Raw genomic sequence first — 19,414 nt, 5'->3', positions numbered from 1 at the left:
TCACGTTTGTGCTAGGAGAGTATCGGATCAGTGGGCGGCGTGCATCGGAAATCGCCGCGAGTGTGGAGCGGGGGGTCGGCTCGGGAGACCTCGCGCCCGGTCATGCGCTGCCCCCCATGCGGGAGTTGGCGTCCCTGCTCGGCGTCAACCCCAATACGGTGGCCGCCGCCTACCGGACGCTCCGCGAGCGCGGAGTGATCGAGACGGCGGGCCGCAGAGGGAGCAGGGTGCGCTCGAGCCCCGCGAGCACGGCGCGTGGCTCGCTCCGGATCGAGGCGCCGCCGGGTGTGCGTGACCTGGGTGAGGGCAACCCGGATCCCGCCCTTTTGCCGGACCTCGACGAGGCACTGGCCGCCGCCGCGCGGTCGTACGCCCGGCAGCCCGGCATGTACGGGGACGCCCCTGTCCTTCCCGGACTCGCGGCGTTCGCGCGGGCCGCGATGGATGCCGACGGTGTGCCCGCCGGCCCCCTGGCGGTCGCCTCGGGGTCCCTCGACGCGATCGAGCGGGTGCTGTCGGCGCATCTCAAGCCCGGCGACGCGGTCGCCGTCGAGGACCCGGGGTGGGGCGGTCTGCTGGACCTCGTCCCGGCGCTGGGACTGCGTGCCGTGCCGGTCGCGCTGGACGAGGAGGGCCCGCTGCCCGGCCAGGTGGAGCGGGTCCTGCGGGCGGGAGCCAGGGCCCTGGTCGTCACCGACCGGGCGCAGAACCCGACCGGTGCGGCGGTGAGCGGCCGCAGGGCGGCCGAGCTCCGGACCGTCCTCGCGGAACGCCCGGATGTCCTGCTCATCGAGGACGACCACGGCCACGCCATCGTCGACCTTCCGCTGCACCCCCTGGCCGGGGTCACGGAACGCTGGGCGCTGGTGCGGTCCGTCGCCAAGGCGTACGGACCGGATCTGCGCCTCGCGGTGCTCACGGGCGACGCGCTGACCGTGGACCGGGTGACCGGACGCCAGCGGCTGGGGCCCGGCTGGGTCAGCACGCTGCTGCAGCGGACCGTGGTGCACCTGTGGACGTCGGGGGCGGTGGACGCGGCGGTGATCGCCCGGTCCTACGGGGAGCGCCGGCAGGCGCTCATCGATGCGCTGGACGCGCGAGGCGTCCCGGCGTACGGGCGGAGCGGAATGAACGTGTGGGTGCCCGTCAGCGACGAGACGGGCACGGTGGCCCGGCTGTTGCACTCGGGCTGGGCGGTGGCCCCGGGGGCGCGCTTCCGGATGGATTCGCCGCAGGGGATGCGCCTGACGGTGTCCCCGCTGACCGCGGGCGACATCGCGCCCCTGGCGGACGCGGTCGCGGCCGCGGTGGGGCCCGTCCGGCCCGTCAGCTACGGCTGAGCCGCGGGGCGGCGGCCTCCGGTGGTCCGGTGGGCGGCGCGGGCCCGGCTCTGGGTGAGTGCGGCGCCGACAAGGACGATCAGGGCGCCGACCGGGGTGTTCCAGCTCAGCTGCTCGTCGAGAAGGGCCACGCCGGCCGCGGTCGCGATGACCGGGATGAAGTAGGTGACCATCTGAGCTGTCGTCGGGCCGACCTCCGTCACGAGTCCGTACTGGACAAGGAGGGCCAGTCCTGTGCCGAGCGCTCCCAGCGCGATCACGGAGAGCGTCGGGAGGAGCGGGAAGCTGTCGGGGAGCGAGGTGAACACAGGGGTGACCACGGCGAGTTGCAGCGTCCCGAGGAACAGCTGACTGCCGGTCATCGCCAGCGCCGACGAGCCGGTGCCCGCCAGGGTGCGACGGAGGTAGATCCAGCCGACGGGATAGCTGAGGGAGGCCAGGAGGGCCATCGCCGTGCCGCTCAGGTCCAGGCCGGAGAAGCCCTGCCAGGCGCCCAGCACCGTCAGTACACCGATGAAGCCCAGGCCCAGCCCGGCGACGCGGCGGCGGGTCGGCCGGTCCTCGGAGAGGGCGACGAGCGAGAGCGCCATGCCCCACAGGGGCGAGGTCGCGTTGCAGATTCCGGCGAGCGTGGACGGGATGGTCAGCTCGGCGTACGCGAAGAGCGAGAACGGCAGCGCGTTGAGGAAGAACGCGGCGACGAAGAGGTGACCCCAGGTCCGGCCGGAGCGCGGCAGGCGTTCGCGGCGGACCGCCATCGCCACGGCGAGGACCGCCGTACCGAACAGCAGGCGTCCGAACGTGACCTGGAACGGCGCGTACCCGTCCGTGCCGACCTTGATGAGGAGAAAGCTGAATCCCCAGATGAGGGCGAGCGCCACGAAGCGGATGCGCCAGTCGATGGCCGGTCGCGGGGCGGGGGCGGCGGTCGCGGGCACGGGGGTGCTGGACGGCGGGACGGTTCTCGGTGCGGGAGGGGCGCTCATGGGTCAACGATGACGGCACGATTCGCGTAGGACAAGTGAGATTTCGTGGTTCCTTTCGCGTAGCATCGCTTAGATGTTGAATCTGGAGCGCCTGCGCACGCTGGATGCCCTCGCCCGGCACGGCTCGGTCAGCGGGGCCGCCGACGGTCTTCACGTCACGACATCGGCGGTCTCCCAGCAGATGTCCAAACTGGAACGCGAGGTGGGGCAGCAGCTCCTCGCCAGGAACGGCCGGGGGGTCCGCCTCACCGACGCGGGCCGGCTGCTCGCCGACCATGCCGCGAAGATCCTGTCCCAGGTGGCGATCGCGCAGTCCGACATCGAGGCCCAGCGCGGCCAGGTGGTCGGCGAGGTCAGGATCGCGGCCTTCCCGACAGCGGCCCGCGGGCTGTTCCCGGCCGCCCTCACGTCACTTCGCGCGGATCATCCCGAGCTGAGGCTGCGCACGACGGAGCTGGAGCCGGAGAGCGGGATCCGCGCGGTGATCCGGGGGGACGTGGACCTCGCCGTGGTGCTCGACTGGAGCAACAAGAGGCTGCCCGTGCCCGGCGGTCTGGCCAAGGCCGAGATTCTCGACGACGCACCGGACATCGCCATGCCGGCCGGCCACCCGCTCGCGGACCGCGCGGAGGTCGACCTGGAGGACTTCGCCGACGACGAGTGGGTGTCCTGGCCGGAGGGCGAATTCTGTTACGAGTGGCTGATGTTCACACTGCGGTCCAAGGGCATCGAGCCCCGCATCGCACACCTGGCGGGCGAACATCACACACAACTCGCCCTGATCGAGGCCGGATTCGGAGTCTGCGTGGCTCCCCGCCTGGGTCGTGGGCCGGTGCCGGACGGTGTACGGCTCGTGCCGGTGCGGCAGACGATGCGGCGTCACGTCCATGCGGTGTGGCGCACGGACGCGGACCGCCGGCCGTCGATCAGGGCGGCGGTGGAGGCACTGCGCGCCGCGGGGCGGTCGCTGGACGCCCCGGTCGCCCAGGACCTCAGGCCGGATCAGCCAGCTTCCGGAAGTCCCAGGACGTGACGGTCTGCGGAGTGAGCCGCAGCCAGGCGTGCCGTCCGTCGTGCGGCAGGGCGTCCATACCGAAGTACTTGGATGCGAACATCCGCTCCGGAGGCTCCAGTTCGGCGCACGCGGCACCCGTGCGGGGGATCTCGCCGACGGTCTCCGCCTCACCCGACAGTTCCACGCCGCGCAGCTCTCCGTACTCCACCCCGTCGTCGACCACCACCGCCATCCTCGGGTCGTGCCGCAGCTGCGACCAGCGCAGGCTCCGGGTGAGGGAGTACAGCCAGAGCGACGTGCCGTCCCAGACGAACCACAGTGCCCCGACGTGGGGCCGGCCCTCCGGGGAGACCGTGGCCACGCGGCAGGTGCGCTGTCCGGTGAGGTAGGCGTCCCGTTCGGCGTCGCTCATCATGATCCGACGGCCGCGGCGCTGGGTGGCGGTCATGGGACGCCCTTCGTCGGGGTGGGCCGGATGCGGAACCACGCGGAACCATGCGCGGCCATTCGGAATCATGAAGGCTTGTCCGTGATCACGCAATGGGTCCCGCCCGACGGTCCGCGTCGCGGTGCCGACGCAGCATCCCGGCGCCAGGAGCCCCTCGGACGAGCGTGATCGAGTCGCCCCGCACCGGTCGCGGTCAGGTCCGCGGTGGATGAGACTGGCGGACGTGAGCACCGCTGCGCAGCCTTCCCGCCGGCACGACACGGTCCGTGTGCTCGTCGCGTACGCGGGTGTCCACGGCTCCACCCGGAGCGTCGCCGAACACATCGCCGCTCGCCTGGCGCGGCAGGGGGTCCAGGCCGATGCGCTTCCCGTCGACGCCGTGGATGATCCGAGTGCGTACGACGCGTTCGTCGTGGGCAGTGCCGTTCACGACATGGCGTGGCTTCCAGAGGCTCTGACGTTCGTACACGCCGACGCGGACCTGCTGGTGCGCCGGGGCGTGTGGCTCTTCAGCGTGGGGATGCCGGCTGCCCTGCGAGGCCCGTGGAAGGCACTGGTCGGCCGGGAGGAAGTCCATGTGGTCGGCGGCCTGATCGACGAGCTGCGTCCACGCGGTCACCGTCTGTTCTCGGGTGTCATCGGACCCGGACACCTGACGCGAGCCGGGCGCGTGAGGTTCCGGGTGATGGGCCTGCGCTACGGCGACTACCGGGACTGGCCGGCGGTTGACGCATGGGCGGGGGAGATCGGCCGCGAAGTGCTCGGGCGCGGCGCGGAGGCCGGCGACGCTCAGGCATGAGGCCGGCGGATGATCCCCTGCCGTCCGTCGCCGTCCCGCATCCCGCTGCGCCGCTCACGCATGCGCGCGTCCACCGAGGTGCTCCGGTCGTCCTCAGATGCGCCCGGTCTTCTCAGGAGCCGGTCGAACAGCTCACCGGCCGGCCCCGGGGTCACCATGTGTCAGGGTCCGTTCAGAGGGGGACGACGGTTACTTCCGTGGCCTTGACGCCTGCCCAGACAGGAGTTCCCTCGGCGAGGCCGAGTTCGGCGACGGCCTGCGGGGTGACCTCGGCGACGAGGTCCGGCGTCCGGTCCGAGGTGATCAGGACACGGAGCCGGCTCCCACTGGTGGTGATCTCCCGTACGGTGCCGGGCCAGACGTTGCGAGGGCTGCCGGTGGGCCTGTCCCGGTGTACGGCGACGGCCTCCGGGGCGATGATCGCGAGGCAGCTCGTGCCGGGCGGGAGCGGATCCGCGGCGACGAGGACGCCGCCGCCGTCGAGCCGGACGCCTCCGGCGCCGGCGATGCCGGGCCACGCGTTACGGCCGAGCATGCGGGCGACCCAGGGGGAGCGGGGATGGCGGGTGACCTCGGTGGGTGGCGCGTCCTGCAGGGCCCGTCCCTCGTCGAGGACGAGGACCCGGTCGGCGAGCGCGACAGCTTCGACGGGGTCGTGGGTGACGATCAGGCATACGCCGCCGAAGCCGTCGAGATGGCGGCGAAGGGTGTGCCGGACGTGAGCGCGGGTGGTCTGGTCGAGGGCCGCGAGCGGTTCGTCGAGCAGGAGCAGCCGGGGACGGGCGGCCAGTGCCCGTGCCAGCGCGACGCGTTGGGCCTGGCCTCCGGAGAGCTGAGCCGGTCTGCGGTGCGCGAGATGACCCACGCCGAGGCGGTCCAGCCACTGCTGGGCGGTGAGGCGGGCCTCGGCGCGTGGCACACCGTGCGCGCGAAGCCCGTAGGCGGTGTTGGCCAGCGCGTTCATGTGAGGGAAGAGGGCGCCGTCCTGCGGGACCCAGGCCACGCCCCTGAGGTGCGGGGGGAGAGCGGTCACATCGGTGTCGCCCAGGCGGAGTTCGGCGTGGGCGCGTGGGGTGAGGCCGAGGAGTGCGCGCAGCAGGGTGGTCTTTCCGGCGCCGTTGGGGCCGACGACGGCGATGGTCGTCCCGGCATCCGCGTCGAGCGTGAGGCTGTTGAATCCGGTGACTACGGCGTGGAGCGGCCAGCTGCCCTCGGTGGCGGCCGTGGGGTGCGTGGCCACCGGAGCGGCATGCGCGTCCTTCCGCGGGGCGGGCCCGGAATCGTCTGCCGGAGTCCGCGGCCGTGCCGGGGTGTTCGGAGTGCCGGTCCAGCGCCCGCGCAGGGCGATGAGCACGGCCATGGCGATGACGAGCAGAAGCAGGGAGACGGAGGTGGCGGCTTCCGGGTTGTCCTGGAGCAGCAGATAGACCTGGAGCGGCAGCGTCTGCGTTGCGCCGGGGAGGTTCCCGGCGAAGGTGATGGTCGCACCGAACTCACCGAGGGCTCTCGCCCAGGTCAGGGCCGCGCCGGCGGCCAGTCCGGGGGCGACCATGGGCAGGGTGACGGTGAAGAACACCCGCACCGGTGAAGCCCCCAGGGAGGCTGCGGTCTCCTCGTAGCCGGGGCGCAGACCGCCCAGCGCCCCTTCGAGGCTGATGATCAGGAACGGCATCGCGACGAAGGTCGCGGCGAGGACGGCGCCGGAGGTGTGGAACGGCAGCGTGACACCGAACGTGTCCTCCGTCCAGGGCCCCAGGAGTCCGCGCCTGCCGAAGGCCAGGAGGAGGGCGACGCCGCCGACGGTCGGTGGCAGCACCATCGGCAGGAGCACCAGGGAGCGGACGAGTGCCTTGCCGGGGAAGTCGACGCGGGCCAGGAGCCAGGCCAGCGGGACGCCGAGGACGACGGACAGGCCCAGCGCCCAGGCGGACACGACCAGGGACAACGTCAGCGCTCGGGTCGTCTCGGGGCTGGTCAGATGAGTGCTCAGGTCGCCCCACGAGGTGCGGGAGAGGATCCCGACGAGGGGCAGCAGCAGGAAGGCGACGGCCAACAGGGCGGGGATGGCCAGGGCGATCGGCGTGCGGGGGCCGGTGGTGCGGTGGCGTAGGCGTCTCATCGAGGATTCCCTGAGCTGGAGGTGCCGTGCGTGCGGGCCGGCCGCCCCTCGAGGTGGTGGTCTGTCACGGCTTCTGGAAGCCCGCGGCGGCGAGGATCTTCCGGGCCCCGGGGGTCGACAGCCACGTCACGAAAGCGGTCGCGGCCTCGTTGTTCTTCGACGTCTTGAGGGTTGCCGCGGGGTAGGAGGCTATGGCGTTCCGGGCGTCCGGGATGTCGATGGCGTCGACCTTGTCGGTGGCCGTCGCGGCGTCCGTCCTGTAGACGAGACCGGCGTCGGCCTCGCCCAGCCCGACCTTGCTGAGGACGGCGCGGACGCTGGGCTCCTGGGAGACCGGCTTCACGTCGATCTTCTGCGCGTCCAGGATCTGCCGGCTGTAGCGCCCGGCCGGAACCTCCGGCGCCGCGAGGACGACCTTCAGCGCGGGGTCGGCGAGGTCCTCCAAGGTCTCGACCTTCTCCGGGTTGCCCTTGCCCGTCGCGATCACCAGACGGTTCTTCGCGATGACGGTCGGCGTTCCGGTGTCGGACTTCAGGCCGTCCATCGTCCTGGTGTCGGCGGTGACCAGGGCGTCCGCGGGTGCACCCTGCTCGACCTGGGCGGCGAGCTCCTGCGAGCCGGCGAACGAGAACGTCACCTCGGTTCCGGGGTGCTCCCTCTCGTACACCGCACCGGCGGTCTTGAAGACCTCGGTGAGCGAGGACGCGGCCAGAACCGTCAGGTCGGCCTCAGGGGCGCCGGTGGCCGTGCCGTTGTCACCCGAGTCCTTCCCCCCGCCGCCGCAGGCGGCCAGCGGAACGAGCAGAGCCGCCGTGAGTGCCGCGGCCGTGGTACGACGCCTGGTGGAGGTGGCAGACATGGGGCGGGACTCCTTCGGCACGCGGTCGGCCGCCCGATAGTAAAGGGCTGCATGTGCCATACAATAGAGCTTTCGCGCTTGCATTTACAGAGTGAAATCCTATTCCACCTGGCATATGCGATTCGATCTGGAGGGTTGCCCTCCGCGGTCCAGGAGGCGCCCGCACCGGCATCCCCGCACCGGGCACACCTCACGCGGCGTGAAGAGCCCGGACCCGGTCGTTGGTTCCCAGCGGGGCGAACAGTTCCCCGCGGGCGACCGTGAGGTCGATCCCGCGTACGGCGTCGCATCCCCGACAGCTCCGCCTCAGCGCCACCGCTTCGATGACTGCGTTCATGCACTCCAGACTCCCGGCGGCAGGAGACGGGCGGCAGTGCGCTCCGTCATGGGGTCCCATGACGGGCGTCATACGCACCCATGACACGGCGCACAGCCGGCCAGGCCCGCGCGGGAGAGTGGGGAACCTAGTGACCAACGCGCGTAGCAGCGGGCGACTGCCCACCCCTCAGGCGCTGACGCACGGAAGGAGGGCCGACGGGTGGTCCGTCGGCCCTCCTGGGAGTGGGGGTGCTTGCTGCGGTCCGGTCAGATTCGTCCACCGGTCAGGCGGGTGATCGGACCGACGTGGGTCCTGGCCGTCTGGCGTCCGAGTGCGAAGGCACCGCCGAGGAGGCCACCGACACCCGCGGCGGCGCCCACCGCTATCGCCTTGCGGTGCTTGAGGACGGTCCACGCTGTGGTGGCGGTCGAGGCCACCTTGCCCGCTGTGTCCCGGACGGTCTGCTGTCCCGTCTCCCACCCGGCCGCAGCAGCCTGCCTCGCCGCCAGGCCCGCCGAGCGCACGCCGGACTCCGCGGACTTCCCGGCTTCCTGGGCCGACGTCCTGGCCTCCTGTGCCGCTGACCCGGCCTTCGAGGCCGCGACCGCCGAGCCGGACTTGGCACGGTCACCGGCGGCCGAACCGGCCTGTCGCCCCTTGGCGGCGGCCGTCTTGGCACCTGCACCGGCCTTCGCCGCAGAACCGTTCATGTTCTTGGTTTCTTCGCTCTCTGCAGTCATGGTTTTCGTGTTACCCCTCGATCTCGCTCGAAACAGGACGAGTGGAATCAGCCGGAATCGCGGGGGAGCAGCGAACCCAGCGGACCGAGATCCAGATTGAGGTCCTCCACCGTGAGGTCGTAGCGCTCGCACAGCTCCGACATCCGGTCCTGGAGGATCATCAGCGTCATTCCGATACGTTCCTCCTGGTCCTCACGCAGATCCCCCTGGTCGACCCGGTGCAAGGCGGTGCGCTCCATGAGCTGACGCAGCAGCTCGACGATGGTCAGCACCAGTTTGACGAGGTCGCGTTCCACCGAATCCGCGTCGGTCTCCAGCCGCTGGGCCGGTCCGCTGCGCCTGTCGCGGTCGTCCGGCCCCGCCGGCGCGAGATCGAAGGCCCGCGCCGCCGCCTGGGCGACGTCCTGAAGGTCCGGGGCGTGCGTGTGCGGTTCCGCCTGCTCAGCCATGGGAGTTCTCCTCGTTCCTTCGCCCTTGCCGGGCGGGCCTTCGGACAGCCGTCACCACGGCGACGGCTCGTCCGAGGTGATCGATCGGATCACGGCTCTCAGATTGATGTGCACCAGGTCGACATCGGCGACGGAGACAACCAGGTCTCCCGTGAGTACCGCTCCGCCGTTCAGCAGCCTGTCGAGCAGGTCGATCAACGCCACCTGCCGCCCCGCCAGCGATTCGAAGGAATCGTCGGGCGCCGCGGACTGCCCGGCGCGGGGTTCGAAAGACCCCGCGCCGGGCATCGCGGCGCTCAGCTCGTCGTTCGTCACCGCTCGCCACCGGCCGCGGCGGGGGGCGTCGCGAACGAGTACGGTGCCCACGGGCCGGTGATCTCCACGCGCACACCCGGTACGTCATCGGCGAGCCCGGTGAGGACCGTGCGGAATGCGCCGACCTCGGAACCACGCACCAGATAGGCCGCGTTGAGGATGTTCTCGCCCGCACCCTGGACGAGGTCTCCCTGCTGGGGCCGGTGGGAGACGTGCGCCCTGGCGATGTCGGCCACCCGGAGGGGCACCTCGGCAGCCACGGCACCCGCCGCCCGGTAGATGTCGCGATGGTTCCGCTGCTGGGCCCTGCGCCTTTGCAGGTAGGCCCGGCCAGGGCCGGCCGCCGGCTCGGCATCGGCGTCCGGCCCCCCACCGCCGGCCGCAGCCGCGTCGCGGGGGTCCGCGTAGACCTTGACGCCGAGCTCGACATGGCCTTCCAGGCGGGCGAGCAGAGCGCCGAACTCCGGCCGGCGTTCGCCGAGCATGGTCCGGACCCGGGCGTCGTCGAGGTATACCGTCGCCAGCCGCATGGGCAGGACGGTCGCGTGCTCGTACGCCGCTGCGACGACCGCGTGGTGCGTCCGGGCCATCACTTCGAGCTGTCCCAGATCCTCCATCACGGCCTTCACACCCTCGGTGCCGTACGAGGCGGCCGGCACCGACGACACCAGAGCCGCGAGGTCTCCGGCGCGGACCGTCCGCAGAGGTCCGCCCTCCAGGCCCTGGCACCCGGCGAGCACCGGCTCGAGCGGGGCACCCGCACGGCTGACGGCGTAGACGTAGGCCATGGCCGAGGCCGTCGCCGGGTCCGCTGGCGCAGTCACTTCCACTCCTCACCTTCCGTGTCCTTTGCCTGCGCGTTCTCCGCTTCGGGCTTCCGGGGCGGTGCGCCCCGGCCGGCCTCCGCGGACGACGCGCCGGGCGGTCCCATCGCTGCCCTGAGCTCGGCGATCTCCGCCCTGAGCCGGGCGTTCTCCGCCTCCACCTGATGCGCCACCGGAGAGGCGTCGTGCACCGTGTTCCCGGCCTTCTGGCCGACGTGCGCCCGTGAGGACAGTGAAGGATCGTGCTCCCACCAGTCGATGCCCATCTCCTTGGCCTTGTCGACGGACGCGACCAGCAAACGCAACTTGATCGTCAGGAGTTCGATGTCGAGCAGGTTGATCTGGATATCGCCCGCGATGACGACGCCCTTGTCCAGGACGCGTTCAAGAATGTCCGCGAGATTCGCGGAGGACCCTTGCTGTCCGTACGGGGACGTCGAGGCCCCCATACGGCCGGCCAGTGAATCGGACACGTCTCATCATTCCCATCCGAACTGGGGGCGCACCAGGTCAGCCACGTGCGGACGCGGTACGGCGTCGGCGTCGCGGAGCCGGTTCTTCTTCCTCGTCGTCCTCAACAGGCTCCTCCTCGTCCTCGTAGCCGTCCTCGGCGGGAACTTCGTCCTCGGGCTCCTCGTCCTCCGCCTCGTACTCGTCCTCCGGGGAGGGTTCTTCGTCCGTCTCCGCCTCGTGATCCGAGACGGGACCCTCTTCTTCCTCCTCGGTGAACTCGTCGTCGTGCTCGTCCCGCTCCTCATGCTCGTCGTGCCCGGGGTCTGCCTCGCTTTCGGCGAGCCCGGGCTCCTCCGTCTCCGAGCCGTTCTCCTCCGCGGCGCGTGCCTCTTCCTCCTCGACGGCCTCGTCATGGTCCAGGACGACCTCGCCGTCCCGGATCTCGCCGCGCCAGCCGTCAGTGGCCTCGCCGCGCATCATGATGAACTTGCGGTAGAGCTTGAGGTCGAGGCGCGCCCTGCGACCCTGGGCCCGCCAGATGTTGCCGGTCTTCTCGAACAGCCCCTTGGGGAAGTACTCGAGGACGAGCAGGACCCGCGTCAGGTTGTCCGTGACGGCGTGGAACGTCACCACGCCCTTGACCGTTCCCTTGGCGCCCTCGGTGGTCCAGGTGATGCGTTCGTCCGGGACCTGTTCGGTGACGTTCGCCTTCCAGCTGCGGGTCGACTTGGCGACCTTCACCTTCCAGTTGCTGCTTGTGTCGTCGGCTTTGTCGACACTCACCACGCCCTTCGCGAAGGTGCTGAACTCCTGGAACTGCGTCCACTGGTCGTACGCCTCACGCACGGGCACACCGACGTCGATGTCCTCGGAGATGGTGACGCTCTTGGACTTGCCCCCGCCGCCCTTGCGCCCCTTGCCGAACAAACCCTTGACCTTGTCCTTGACGACGTCCTTCACGTGGGAGGCGCCGGCAGTGACGGCTGCCTGCGCCGGGGACTTGCCCTCACTGAGCGCCTTGCCGCCCTTGGCGAGGCCCCGCGCCGCTCCGCCGGGGCCCACCTTTCCCTCCGCGAGCTTGCCGACCCCGTCGCCGAGCTTGTGGCCCAGGCTGGTGACCGCGTGCTGGGTCCGGGCCTTGAGATAGTTCTGCAGCTCTTCCTTGAGACGGCCGGTTGCGGGATTGTTCGCGACGTCGTCCTTGAACCTGCCGAAGGCCGAGTCAGCCATTGTCGCCACCCCCGCTACGGCGAGTGCCTGACGCAGCCGTCTTGCGGGCACCCGTAGTGGCCTTGCGCCTGGCCGGCGTGGTCTTCTTCCGGGCAGCGCCCGAGGCGGTCCGACGGGCTCCCGAAGTGGCCCCTTCCGCGGACTTCGCCGCCTCGGCCGCAGGCTTGCGGCGCGGTCGCGGCTTCTCCTCGGTGTCCTCGGACTCCTCGCTGTCCTGTTCCCGGCCCCGCACCTCCGCGTCCGCGCCGGACGGATCTTCGAGTTCGAGGGTGCGCTTGCGAAGCGAGTCGGCGAGGCCGGTCGCCCGCTGGGTGAGGGCGTTGGCGGCCGCCTGCTTCGTGGCGCCCACCACCTCCTTGCGCACCTGTTCGTTGACGGTGCCGAGAAGCGGTGAATCGGCCAGCATCCTGCCGAGTTGTTTGCCGTCCAGGCTCAGCTTCTTGCCCGCCAGGAACATCCCGAAGCCGATTGCCAGCTTGGCTTTCTTCGTGCGTCCCAGGAGGTACCCGCCCACAAGGGCCGCACCTATCTTCATATTGCCGGTCATCTGTCGAACACCTCAATCTCGTCAGGATTTATCGTCCAGACGCGTCCGGTAGTTCTCGCACTCGGCGAGCCGGTCCAGCAATTCGTCCTCGCGCCGGTCGAATTCATCCTCGTCGATGTCTCCGCGCAGCAGTTCCTTTTCCAGCTCGGCCAACTGCGTACGTACGGGGCCCGGGTCGTAGTGCTCACGTTCCGCGGCCAGTACGACCTGATCGATGACCCATGCCGTACCGCGCACCGGTGCCAGCGGGAGAGTGAACAGCTGCGAAAAGAGGCCCATGGCGGGCTCCTCCCGTCCGTAAGGGTCTGCGGGGCCGCCTCAGACGAAGCTGTAAGGCGGAAGCGGGCCGTTGAGAGCGAACTCGTACGAGTCGCCCCTGCGCTCGGCCTCTTCGTGCACCGCCTGCGAGAACGCGGATGCCTCGTCCCGTCGTACGAGGTAGGACACGTTCAGGAAATGCGTCTTGGTCGGATCCCCTTCGGAGACCCGTTCCGCGACTGATGCCAGCGCGGCCGACACGCTTTTCCCCACGGCGTCCTGCCTGGCTCCGATCTCGTTCGATATGAGCTCGCCCAGGGCCATCTTCTGGTCCTGCGCCGCCGGGTTCTGCCGGGTGTACTCGTTGAGCCGCCGGACCTCCGGGGACTCCGCGAGGATTTCCCGGAGCATGTTTTCCTCGTCGCCCGAGACCTTCAGGTTGTACTCGAGGCGGCCGTCGAGTTCGAAGAGGCGGGCGGTATAGCTGTCCTTGCCCTGTTCGAGTGCGGCCAGGACCTGTTCGTCGTCCGGACCGACCAGCCCGAACCGCATCGGCAGTGCCGCCCCGTCGGCCATCAGCCGCTCCAGCACGCTCTGGTGAGCGACGAGGTCCCGGCGCTTCGCGCGGAGGTCGGGGGGCGTGTCACTGACGACCGCGCTGAGCTCCCGCGTCTTGAGGGTGCGCAGGTCCGAGGCCGGTGCGCCGACCCCGGGGAGGCCGTCGAGGCGCAGCGGGTGGTCAGCCGCGGTGATGGCGTAGATGTACGTCGGCATGGGCTACTCCTCCCGCCGCTGCGTGGTGCGGCGGCTGCTGCTCGAAGCGGTGGACTTGCGTGCGGGCCGCTTCTCCTTCTCCTCGTCGGAGTCCCGGCCACCCTGGAGGGTGTCGGTGAAGGCTTCGACCGCGCCGGTCAGTGCCCCTTTCGACTTGCCCTTGGCGCCGCTCTCGACGGTGTCTCCGACAATGTCCGTGAGCTGGGTCGGAGCCTTGCGGCCCGACTCGAGGTCCAGTCGGTTGCACGCCTCGGCGAAGCGGAGATAGGTATCCACGCTGGCCACCACCACGCGGACATCGATCTTGAGGATTTCGATACCGACGATCGAGACACGAACGAAGGCATCGATGACGAGCCCCCTGTCGAGAATCAGCTCGAGAACGTCGTAGAGGTTTCCGGATCCGCCGCCACTGTTGGAGGCGTTGCTCTGCTGTACGAGACTCATGGTCGGTCTTCCTTCCAATGAGTTGGTGCGCATGGGTACGGATTTTCTGGGGGATCAGCTCAGCGGTCGACCTGTCCCCGCGCATACCGTCTGACGCGTTCGTATCCCACGAGTTGGCCCTGTTCGTCGAGCGATACGTGATAAGAAGCCATCACGCTCGTGGTGTCCGGGATCTTCTCGATCTCGACGACTTCCACGTTCGCTGTCCAGCCGTCGTCCGTCGCACTGAGCGAAGACACCGAACTGGGCTCCTGCTGGAGGAGTCCGGCGAGCTGCCTGGCCGCGTTTCGCATCGCCGTGGAGATATCGACGCGACTGTCACGTCTGCTGTCGCCGCTCCCTTCGCTGTCGTTCTCGGATTTCCGGGTCGTCGTCATGCGGTCACCTGCCGTGCGTCGTCGAGGCTTCCCGTCGGCTTTGCGTCAGCCGTTCATTCGGGGATATGCAGTGCGCGTGCCCATGCGGCCCGAACGTATGCGTGACGGCTTCTCGTCTTCCTCGCATCCCGGGGGAATCAGGGACCGGTCGAAGCGCGCTTCGGATCTTCGGCCCGGTCGGCCCACCCGCAGGTGACAGTGGTGTGGGCGGCCGGATGACGACCGGTGCGCCGGCATCCCGATCGCGTGCGCGACGTGACCGCGGACAGGCGGCGGGCGGCGGCCGTGCCACGGTCGACGGCCCCGGCGCGAGACGTGGCGGTACCGGGACGCGGCCTCCTGACCCGCTTCACGGAAATGGAGAGTGCCTGGCCGTATAGCCTGGGAAAATGCTTACTGAAGTCACCGCGACCCGCTACGTGACCCCGTTGCGGGAGGGCGGATCGCTGCCAGGGATCGTGGAGGCCGACGATCTGGGCACGTACGTCATGAAGTTCACGGGTGCGGGGCAGGGCCGCAAGACCCTGGTCGCGGAGGTCATCTGCGGGGAGCTGGGCAGGCGGCTGGGGCTGCGGGTCCCCGAGTTGGTGACGATCCAGCTCGACCCCGTCATCGGGCTCGGGGAGCCGGACCAGGAGGTGCAGGAGCTGCTCAAGGCGAGCGGCGGGCTGAACCTCGGCATGGACTACCTGCCCGGCTCGCTCGGGTTCGACCCGCTCGCCTATCAGGTGGATCCGGCGGAAGCCGGGAAGGTCGTCTGGTTCGACGCGCTGATCAACAACGTGGACCGGTCGTGGCGGAACCCCAACATGCTGGTCTGGCACGGTGACCTCTGGCTGATCGACCACGGGGCCACGATGATCTGGCACCACAACTGGCCGGGCGCACAGGCCTCCGCGGCGAAGCCGTACAACGCCTCGGACCACGTCCTCGCGCCGTTCGGCCCCGACATCGCCGCTGCCGCCGCCGAGCTCGCCCCGCTCGTCACCGAGGAGCTGCTCACCGAGGTGGCCGCCGAGGTGCCGGACGAGTGGCTGGCCGGGGAGCCGGGCTTCGGGACGACGGACCTGTTGCGGCGGGCGTACGTGGAGCCGCTGCTGGCGCGCGCCGCCACGATCCACGAGCGCATCTCGATGGGGGAGCCCACGAAGACACAGCCCTCCCAGGCCCCCGGCTGGGTCACCGAGCGCCTGGCTCCACGGCCGCACCTGACGAAGAGGGACCGTGCCGCCCAGGCGGACGCCGGGCAGAACAGCAAGGACGGCGGCCGATGAGCGAGCGCGATGTCTTCGAGTACGCGGTCCTGCGCGTCGTGCCCCGGGTCGAGCGCGGCGAGTGCTTCAACGCGGGCGTGCTGGTCTACTGCCGGGCGAAGTCCTTCGTCGCCGCGCGCACGCACCTGGACGAGCGCAAGCTCAAGGCACTGGACCCGCATGCCGACGTGGTGGGCGTACAGGCCGCCCTGCGCGCGGTCGAGGGAGTGTGCTGCGGCGGCGAAGCGGCCGGCCAGGCGGCCGGTGACGACCCGGGGCGGCGCTTCCGCTGGCTGATCGCACCCCGCTCCACGGTCGTCCAGCCGGGCGTCGTGCACAGCGGACTCACCACGGACCCCGAGGCTGAGATCGAACGGCTGCTCGACCTGCTGGTGCGCTGACCCCGGCACCGGCGGCGGTGTCCGCGACCTGCGCGGTCGCGGCGCCGTCCGGTGTGACATGCGCCCGTGCCCCCGTGGGCCGTTGACACCGGGTGCCAGGGCTTCTAGCGTCTCGTCTGCTGAAGGTACTAAGCGGTTGCTCAGTTGTCGGGAACTTCCTGACGTCCGCTGAGCCGCGATCCAAGGGCGAGGAGAACCAAGCATGTCCACCACCGAGCAGCGCGTCGCCATCGTGACGGGAGCGGCACGGGGCATCGGCGCCGCCACCGCCGTACGCCTGGCGGCCGAGGGCCGCGCCGTCGCCGTACTCGACCTCGACGAGGCGGCGTGCAAGGACACGGTCGAGAAGATCACCGCCGCGGGGGGCTCCGCCCTCGCCGTCGGCTGCGACGTGTCGGACAGCGCCCAGGTGGAAGCCGCCGTCGCGCGCGTCGCCGCCGAGCTCGGCGCTCCGACGATCCTGGTCAACAACGCGGGCGTGCTCCGCGACAACCTGCTCTTCAAGATGAGCGAGTCCGACTGGGACCTCGTGATGAACGTGCACCTCAAGGGCGCGTTCCTGATGGCGAAGGCCGTCCAGGCGCACATGGTGGAGGCCAAGTTCGGCCGTATCGTGTCGCTCTCCTCCTCGTCGGCGCTGGGCAACCGCGGCCAGGCCAACTACTCCGCGGTCAAGGCCGGTCTGCAGGGCTTCACCAAGACGCTGGCCAAGGAGCTCGGCAAGTTCGGCGTGACCGCCAACGCCGTCGCCCCCGGTTTCATCGTCACCGAGATGACCGCCCAGACCGCGGCCCGTGTCGGCATGGGCTTCGAGGAGTTCCAGGCCGCCGCCGCCACCCAGATCCCCGTGCAGCGCGTGGGCCGGCCCGAGGACATCGCCAACGCCATCGCCTTCTTCACGGGTGACGACGCGGGCTTCGTCTCCGGCCAGGTCATGTACGTCGCCGGCGGACCGCTCAACTGATCCCGGAAGGGCAACGGACATCATGACTGTGCAGGACAGTGGCAAGGTCGCGCTCATCACGGGTGCGAGCCGGGGCATCGGTTACGGCATCGCCGAGGCGCTGGTGGCCCGGGGGGACCGGGTCGTCATCACCGGCCGCGGCGAGGACGCACTCAAGGAGGCCGTCGAGAAGCTCGGCTCCGGCCGGGTGATCGGCGTCGCGGGCAAGGCGCACGACGAGGAGCACCAGGCGACGGCCGTCGAGCGTGCCATGGAGGCGTTCGGCCGGGTCGACTTCCTGATCAACAACGCCGGTACGAACCCGGTCTTCGGGCCGATGGCCGAGCTGGATCTCAACGTCGCCCGAAAGGTCTACGAGACCAATGTGATCTCGGCGCTCGGCTTCGCCCAGCAGACCTGGAAGGCCTGGCAGAAGGAGAACGGCGGCGCGATCGTCAACATCGCGTCCGTCGCCGGGGTCTCCGCATCGCCGTTCATCGGCGCCTACGGCATGAGCAAGGCGGCCATGGTCAACCTGACCCTCCAGCTGGCGCACGAGTTCGCGCCCGTGGTCCGGGTCAACGCCATCGCGCCCGCCGTGGTGAAGACGAAGTTCGCCGAGGCGCTGTACGAGGGCCGGGAGGCCGAGGCGGCCGCCGCCTACCCGCTCGGCCGGCTCGGAGTGCCGGAGGACATCGGCGGTGCGGCGGCGTTTCTCACCTCCGCGCAGGCGGACTGGATCACGGGGCAGACGCTCGTGGTCGACGGCGGTATCTTCCTGAACGCCGGCGTGGCCTGAGAGTGGCCTGAGCCGGTTTGGCCCTGATCGAGGTAAGTGCCCCCCGGGTCAGCGGGTTGATCCGGCGGGGCGCTGCGGTATGGTCTGCCGACCCATGGCTGATCGAGGAGCGTGCGCGTGTTCTACCGGGCCAGTCTGCAGGCTGCTGCAGCCCTTGCTTCCCTTTCTCTGCTGGCCGGCTGCGGACTGCTGTCCGACAGCAGTTCGGAAACGAACCAGCAGATAGCGGTCGGGACGACGAGCTCGCCCTCGACACTTGATCCGGCTGCGGCCTGGGACGGCTCCTGGGAGCTGATGCGGAACGTTTTCCAGACGCTGGTCAGCTTCCCGACCGGCAGTACGAGCCCTGAACCGGATGCGGCGGAGTCGTGCCGGTTCACCGACGCCACGAGCATGGCGTACCGGTGCACCCTCCGTGGCGGCCTGAAGTTCTCCAACGGCGAGAAGATCGACGCCGAGACCGTGAAGTACTCGATCGACCGGATCGTGAAGCTCAAGGTCAAGGGCGGCCCGGCCGGCCTCCTCGGTTCCCTCGACCGGGTGGAGACCAAGGGCGACGACACGGTCATCTTCCACCTCGCCAAGGCGGACGCCACCTTCCCGTTCATCCTGGCGACCCCGGCGATGTCGCTCGTCCCGCCCAGCGAGTACCCGGCGGACAGCATCCGTGAGGACGGCAAGGTCACCGGCTCCGGACCGTACGTCCTGAAGTCGTACGAGCCCGGCGAGAAGGCCGAGCTGGCCAAGAACCCCGACTACAAGGGTTTCGCCAACCGGAAGAACGACTCGGTCACCATCCACTACTTCGAGGGTTCCGCCCCCATGGTGAAGGCGCTGAAGAAGAAGGAGATCGACGCCACCTACCGCGGTCTGACCGCCGAGGAGGTCGTCAGCCTCGAGGACAACAAGGCGGACAACGAGGGTCTGCAGATCATCGAGACGGTCGGCGCCGACATCCGCTTCCTCGTCTTCAACCCCAAGGACCCGGCCTCCGGCAAGCTCGCGGTCCGGCGGGCCATAGCCCAGCTGGTGAACCGCGACGCGCTCGTCGCCAAGGTCTACCAGGGCACCGCGGAACCGCTGTACTCCATGGTCCCGAAGGGGATCGCCGGTCACACCACGAGCTTCTTCGACTCCTTCGGCGATCCGGACAAGGACAAGGCCAAGGCGATCCTCAGCGAGGCGGGGATCGACGAGCCGGTCGAGATGACCTTCTGGTTCACCACGGACCGCTACGGTTCGTCCACCGCTCCCGAGTTCGCGGAGCTGAAGCGCCAGCTCGAAGCGTCCGGCCTGTTCAGGATCACGCTGAAGAGCGCACCGTGGAAGTCCTTCCAGGAAGGCTTCACCAAGGGTGACTACCCGGTCTTCGGGCGTGGCTGGTTCCCCGACTTCCCGGACCCGGACAACTTCATCGCCCCCTTCGTGGGTCCGGACAGCGTCACCGGCACGCCCTACGTGACGAAGGAGATCACCCAGGACCTGCTCCCCTCCTCCCGTCAGGAGAGCGACCGCGGGGCCGTCTCGAAGCAGTTCAAGCGCGCCCAGGAGATCCTCGTCGAGGACGTGCGGCTGCTGCCGCTGTGGCAGGGCAAGCTCTATGTGGCGGCGGGCGAGGACATCGGTGGCAGCGAGCGCGCCCTGGACCCGCAGACGGTCATGCAGTTGTGGGAGCTGTACCGCAAGGCCAGCTGGTAGGCAGGGCTCGGAGGGTCCGTT

At 70.0% G+C, this 19,414-nt stretch carries 24 protein-coding genes; 8 read left to right on the top strand and 16 right to left on the bottom strand.

The features are described from left to right. Positions 1-8 precede the first annotated feature (8 nt). On the top strand, positions 9-1,340 hold the full coding sequence (locus tag AB0F38_RS23050) for an aminotransferase class I/II-fold pyridoxal phosphate-dependent enzyme (RefSeq protein ID WP_361896439.1): 1,332 nt from the start codon (positions 9-11) through the stop codon (positions 1,338-1,340). Here AB0F38_RS23050 and AB0F38_RS23045 read toward each other — a convergent pair. Beyond that, entirely contained in the window at positions 1,331-2,326 is a 996-nt protein-coding gene (locus tag AB0F38_RS23045) for a DMT family transporter (protein WP_361896436.1), read from the bottom strand. The genes AB0F38_RS23050 and AB0F38_RS23045 overlap by 10 nt on opposite strands. Before the next feature lie 73 nt (positions 2,327-2,399). Between AB0F38_RS23045 and AB0F38_RS23040 the strand changes: the two genes are divergently transcribed. Then, positions 2,400-3,359 (top strand): LysR substrate-binding domain-containing protein, encoded by a 960-nt coding sequence (locus AB0F38_RS23040; protein ID WP_361896434.1) that lies wholly within the window; start codon positions 2,400-2,402, stop codon positions 3,357-3,359. Here AB0F38_RS23040 and AB0F38_RS23035 read toward each other — a convergent pair. Further along, the gene (locus tag AB0F38_RS23035; protein ID WP_361896431.1) at positions 3,319-3,789 is read right to left on the bottom strand and encodes a pyridoxamine 5'-phosphate oxidase family protein; all 471 of its coding nucleotides are present in this window, start codon (positions 3,787-3,789) and stop codon (positions 3,319-3,321) included. The two genes, AB0F38_RS23040 and AB0F38_RS23035, sit on opposite strands and share 41 nt — an antisense overlap. 223 nt (positions 3,790-4,012) lie before the next feature. On the opposite strand from AB0F38_RS23035, the gene AB0F38_RS23030 reads away from it, so the two are divergent. Beyond that, positions 4,013-4,588: a flavodoxin domain-containing protein gene (locus AB0F38_RS23030; RefSeq protein ID WP_361896428.1), complete on the top strand. Its 576-nt coding sequence runs from the start codon at positions 4,013-4,015 to the stop codon at positions 4,586-4,588. Positions 4,589-4,760: 172 nt separating this feature from the next. Here AB0F38_RS23030 and AB0F38_RS23025 read toward each other — a convergent pair whose 3' ends face one another. From AB0F38_RS23025 to AB0F38_RS22960, 14 genes are all read right to left on the bottom strand, one after another. After that, complete coding sequence (locus AB0F38_RS23025; protein ID WP_361896426.1) at positions 4,761-6,707, bottom strand: ABC transporter permease; 1,947 nt, start codon at positions 6,705-6,707, stop codon at positions 4,761-4,763. 64 nt (positions 6,708-6,771) lie between these two features. Then, the gene (gene modA, locus AB0F38_RS23020) at positions 6,772-7,566 is read right to left on the bottom strand and encodes a molybdate ABC transporter substrate-binding protein (protein WP_361896423.1); all 795 of its coding nucleotides are present in this window, start codon (positions 7,564-7,566) and stop codon (positions 6,772-6,774) included. 190 nt (positions 7,567-7,756) lie between these two features. After that, positions 7,757-7,903, bottom strand: a complete 147-nt coding sequence (locus AB0F38_RS23015) for a hypothetical protein (protein WP_361896420.1) — start codon at positions 7,901-7,903, stop codon at positions 7,757-7,759. 248 nt (positions 7,904-8,151) lie between these two features. Beyond that, positions 8,152-8,625, bottom strand: a complete 474-nt coding sequence (locus AB0F38_RS23010) for a hypothetical protein (protein WP_361896417.1) — start codon at positions 8,623-8,625, stop codon at positions 8,152-8,154. A gap of 47 nt (positions 8,626-8,672) precedes the next feature. Next, on the bottom strand, positions 8,673-9,074 hold the full coding sequence (locus AB0F38_RS23005) for a gas vesicle protein K (protein WP_361896414.1): 402 nt from the start codon (positions 9,072-9,074) through the stop codon (positions 8,673-8,675). A gap of 51 nt (positions 9,075-9,125) precedes the next feature. Then, positions 9,126-9,362, bottom strand: coding sequence for a gas vesicle protein (locus tag AB0F38_RS23000; protein WP_361896492.1), 237 nt, complete (start codon positions 9,360-9,362; stop codon positions 9,126-9,128). Between the two features lie 23 nt (positions 9,363-9,385). Then, a complete protein-coding gene (locus tag AB0F38_RS22995; protein WP_361896411.1) occupies positions 9,386-10,213 on the bottom strand; it encodes a GvpL/GvpF family gas vesicle protein in 828 nt (275 codons plus the stop codon). After that, positions 10,210-10,662 (bottom strand): gas vesicle protein, encoded by a 453-nt coding sequence (locus AB0F38_RS22990; protein WP_361896489.1) that lies wholly within the window; start codon positions 10,660-10,662, stop codon positions 10,210-10,212. Before AB0F38_RS22990 ends, AB0F38_RS22995 begins: the two co-directional genes overlap by 4 nt. 61 nt (positions 10,663-10,723) lie before the next feature. Further along, complete coding sequence (locus AB0F38_RS22985) at positions 10,724-11,896, bottom strand: SRPBCC family protein (protein WP_361896409.1); 1,173 nt, start codon at positions 11,894-11,896, stop codon at positions 10,724-10,726. Further along, positions 11,889-12,443: a hypothetical protein gene (locus AB0F38_RS22980; protein WP_361896406.1), complete on the bottom strand. Its 555-nt coding sequence runs from the start codon at positions 12,441-12,443 to the stop codon at positions 11,889-11,891. Before AB0F38_RS22980 ends, AB0F38_RS22985 begins: the two co-directional genes overlap by 8 nt. Before the next feature lie 21 nt (positions 12,444-12,464). Beyond that, the gene (locus AB0F38_RS22975) at positions 12,465-12,722 is read right to left on the bottom strand and encodes a gas vesicle protein GvpG (RefSeq protein ID WP_361896403.1); all 258 of its coding nucleotides are present in this window, start codon (positions 12,720-12,722) and stop codon (positions 12,465-12,467) included. Positions 12,723-12,761: 39 nt separating this feature from the next. Further along, on the bottom strand, positions 12,762-13,475 hold the full coding sequence (locus AB0F38_RS22970; protein ID WP_361896400.1) for a GvpL/GvpF family gas vesicle protein: 714 nt from the start codon (positions 13,473-13,475) through the stop codon (positions 12,762-12,764). 3 nt (positions 13,476-13,478) lie between these two features. Beyond that, complete coding sequence (locus tag AB0F38_RS22965) at positions 13,479-13,922, bottom strand: gas vesicle structural protein GvpA (protein ID WP_361896397.1); 444 nt, start codon at positions 13,920-13,922, stop codon at positions 13,479-13,481. A gap of 59 nt (positions 13,923-13,981) precedes the next feature. After that, the gene (locus tag AB0F38_RS22960; RefSeq protein WP_361896394.1) at positions 13,982-14,299 is read right to left on the bottom strand and encodes a gas vesicle protein; all 318 of its coding nucleotides are present in this window, start codon (positions 14,297-14,299) and stop codon (positions 13,982-13,984) included. A gap of 389 nt (positions 14,300-14,688) precedes the next feature. On the opposite strand from AB0F38_RS22960, the gene AB0F38_RS22955 reads away from it, so the two are divergent. The 5 genes from AB0F38_RS22955 to AB0F38_RS22935 all read left to right on the top strand — a co-directional run bounded on the left by AB0F38_RS22955 (position 14,689) and on the right by AB0F38_RS22935 (position 19,393). Next, a complete protein-coding gene (locus tag AB0F38_RS22955) occupies positions 14,689-15,573 on the top strand; it encodes a HipA family kinase (protein ID WP_361896391.1) in 885 nt (294 codons plus the stop codon). Continuing rightward, the gene (locus AB0F38_RS22950) at positions 15,570-15,953 is read left to right on the top strand and encodes a DUF3037 domain-containing protein (protein ID WP_361896388.1); all 384 of its coding nucleotides are present in this window, start codon (positions 15,570-15,572) and stop codon (positions 15,951-15,953) included. Before AB0F38_RS22955 ends, AB0F38_RS22950 begins: the two co-directional genes overlap by 4 nt. 202 nt (positions 15,954-16,155) lie before the next feature. Beyond that, a complete protein-coding gene (gene fabG / locus AB0F38_RS22945; RefSeq protein WP_361896385.1) occupies positions 16,156-16,917 on the top strand; it encodes a 3-oxoacyl-ACP reductase FabG in 762 nt (253 codons plus the stop codon). Positions 16,918-16,939: 22 nt separating this feature from the next. Then, positions 16,940-17,695, top strand: a complete 756-nt coding sequence (locus AB0F38_RS22940) for an SDR family oxidoreductase (protein WP_361896382.1) — start codon at positions 16,940-16,942, stop codon at positions 17,693-17,695. A gap of 117 nt (positions 17,696-17,812) precedes the next feature. Then, a complete protein-coding gene (locus tag AB0F38_RS22935; protein WP_361896379.1) occupies positions 17,813-19,393 on the top strand; it encodes an ABC transporter substrate-binding protein in 1,581 nt (526 codons plus the stop codon). The last annotated feature ends 21 nt before the right edge of the window (positions 19,394-19,414 follow it).

The organism is Streptomyces sp. NPDC025273, assembly GCF_040638585.1.
Taxonomy (GTDB): Bacteria; Actinomycetota; Actinomycetes; order Streptomycetales; family Streptomycetaceae; genus Streptomyces; species Streptomyces cinereorectus.
Note: the sequence above shows the minus strand (reverse complement) of the source record. Positions and strands in the feature narration are given on the sequence as shown.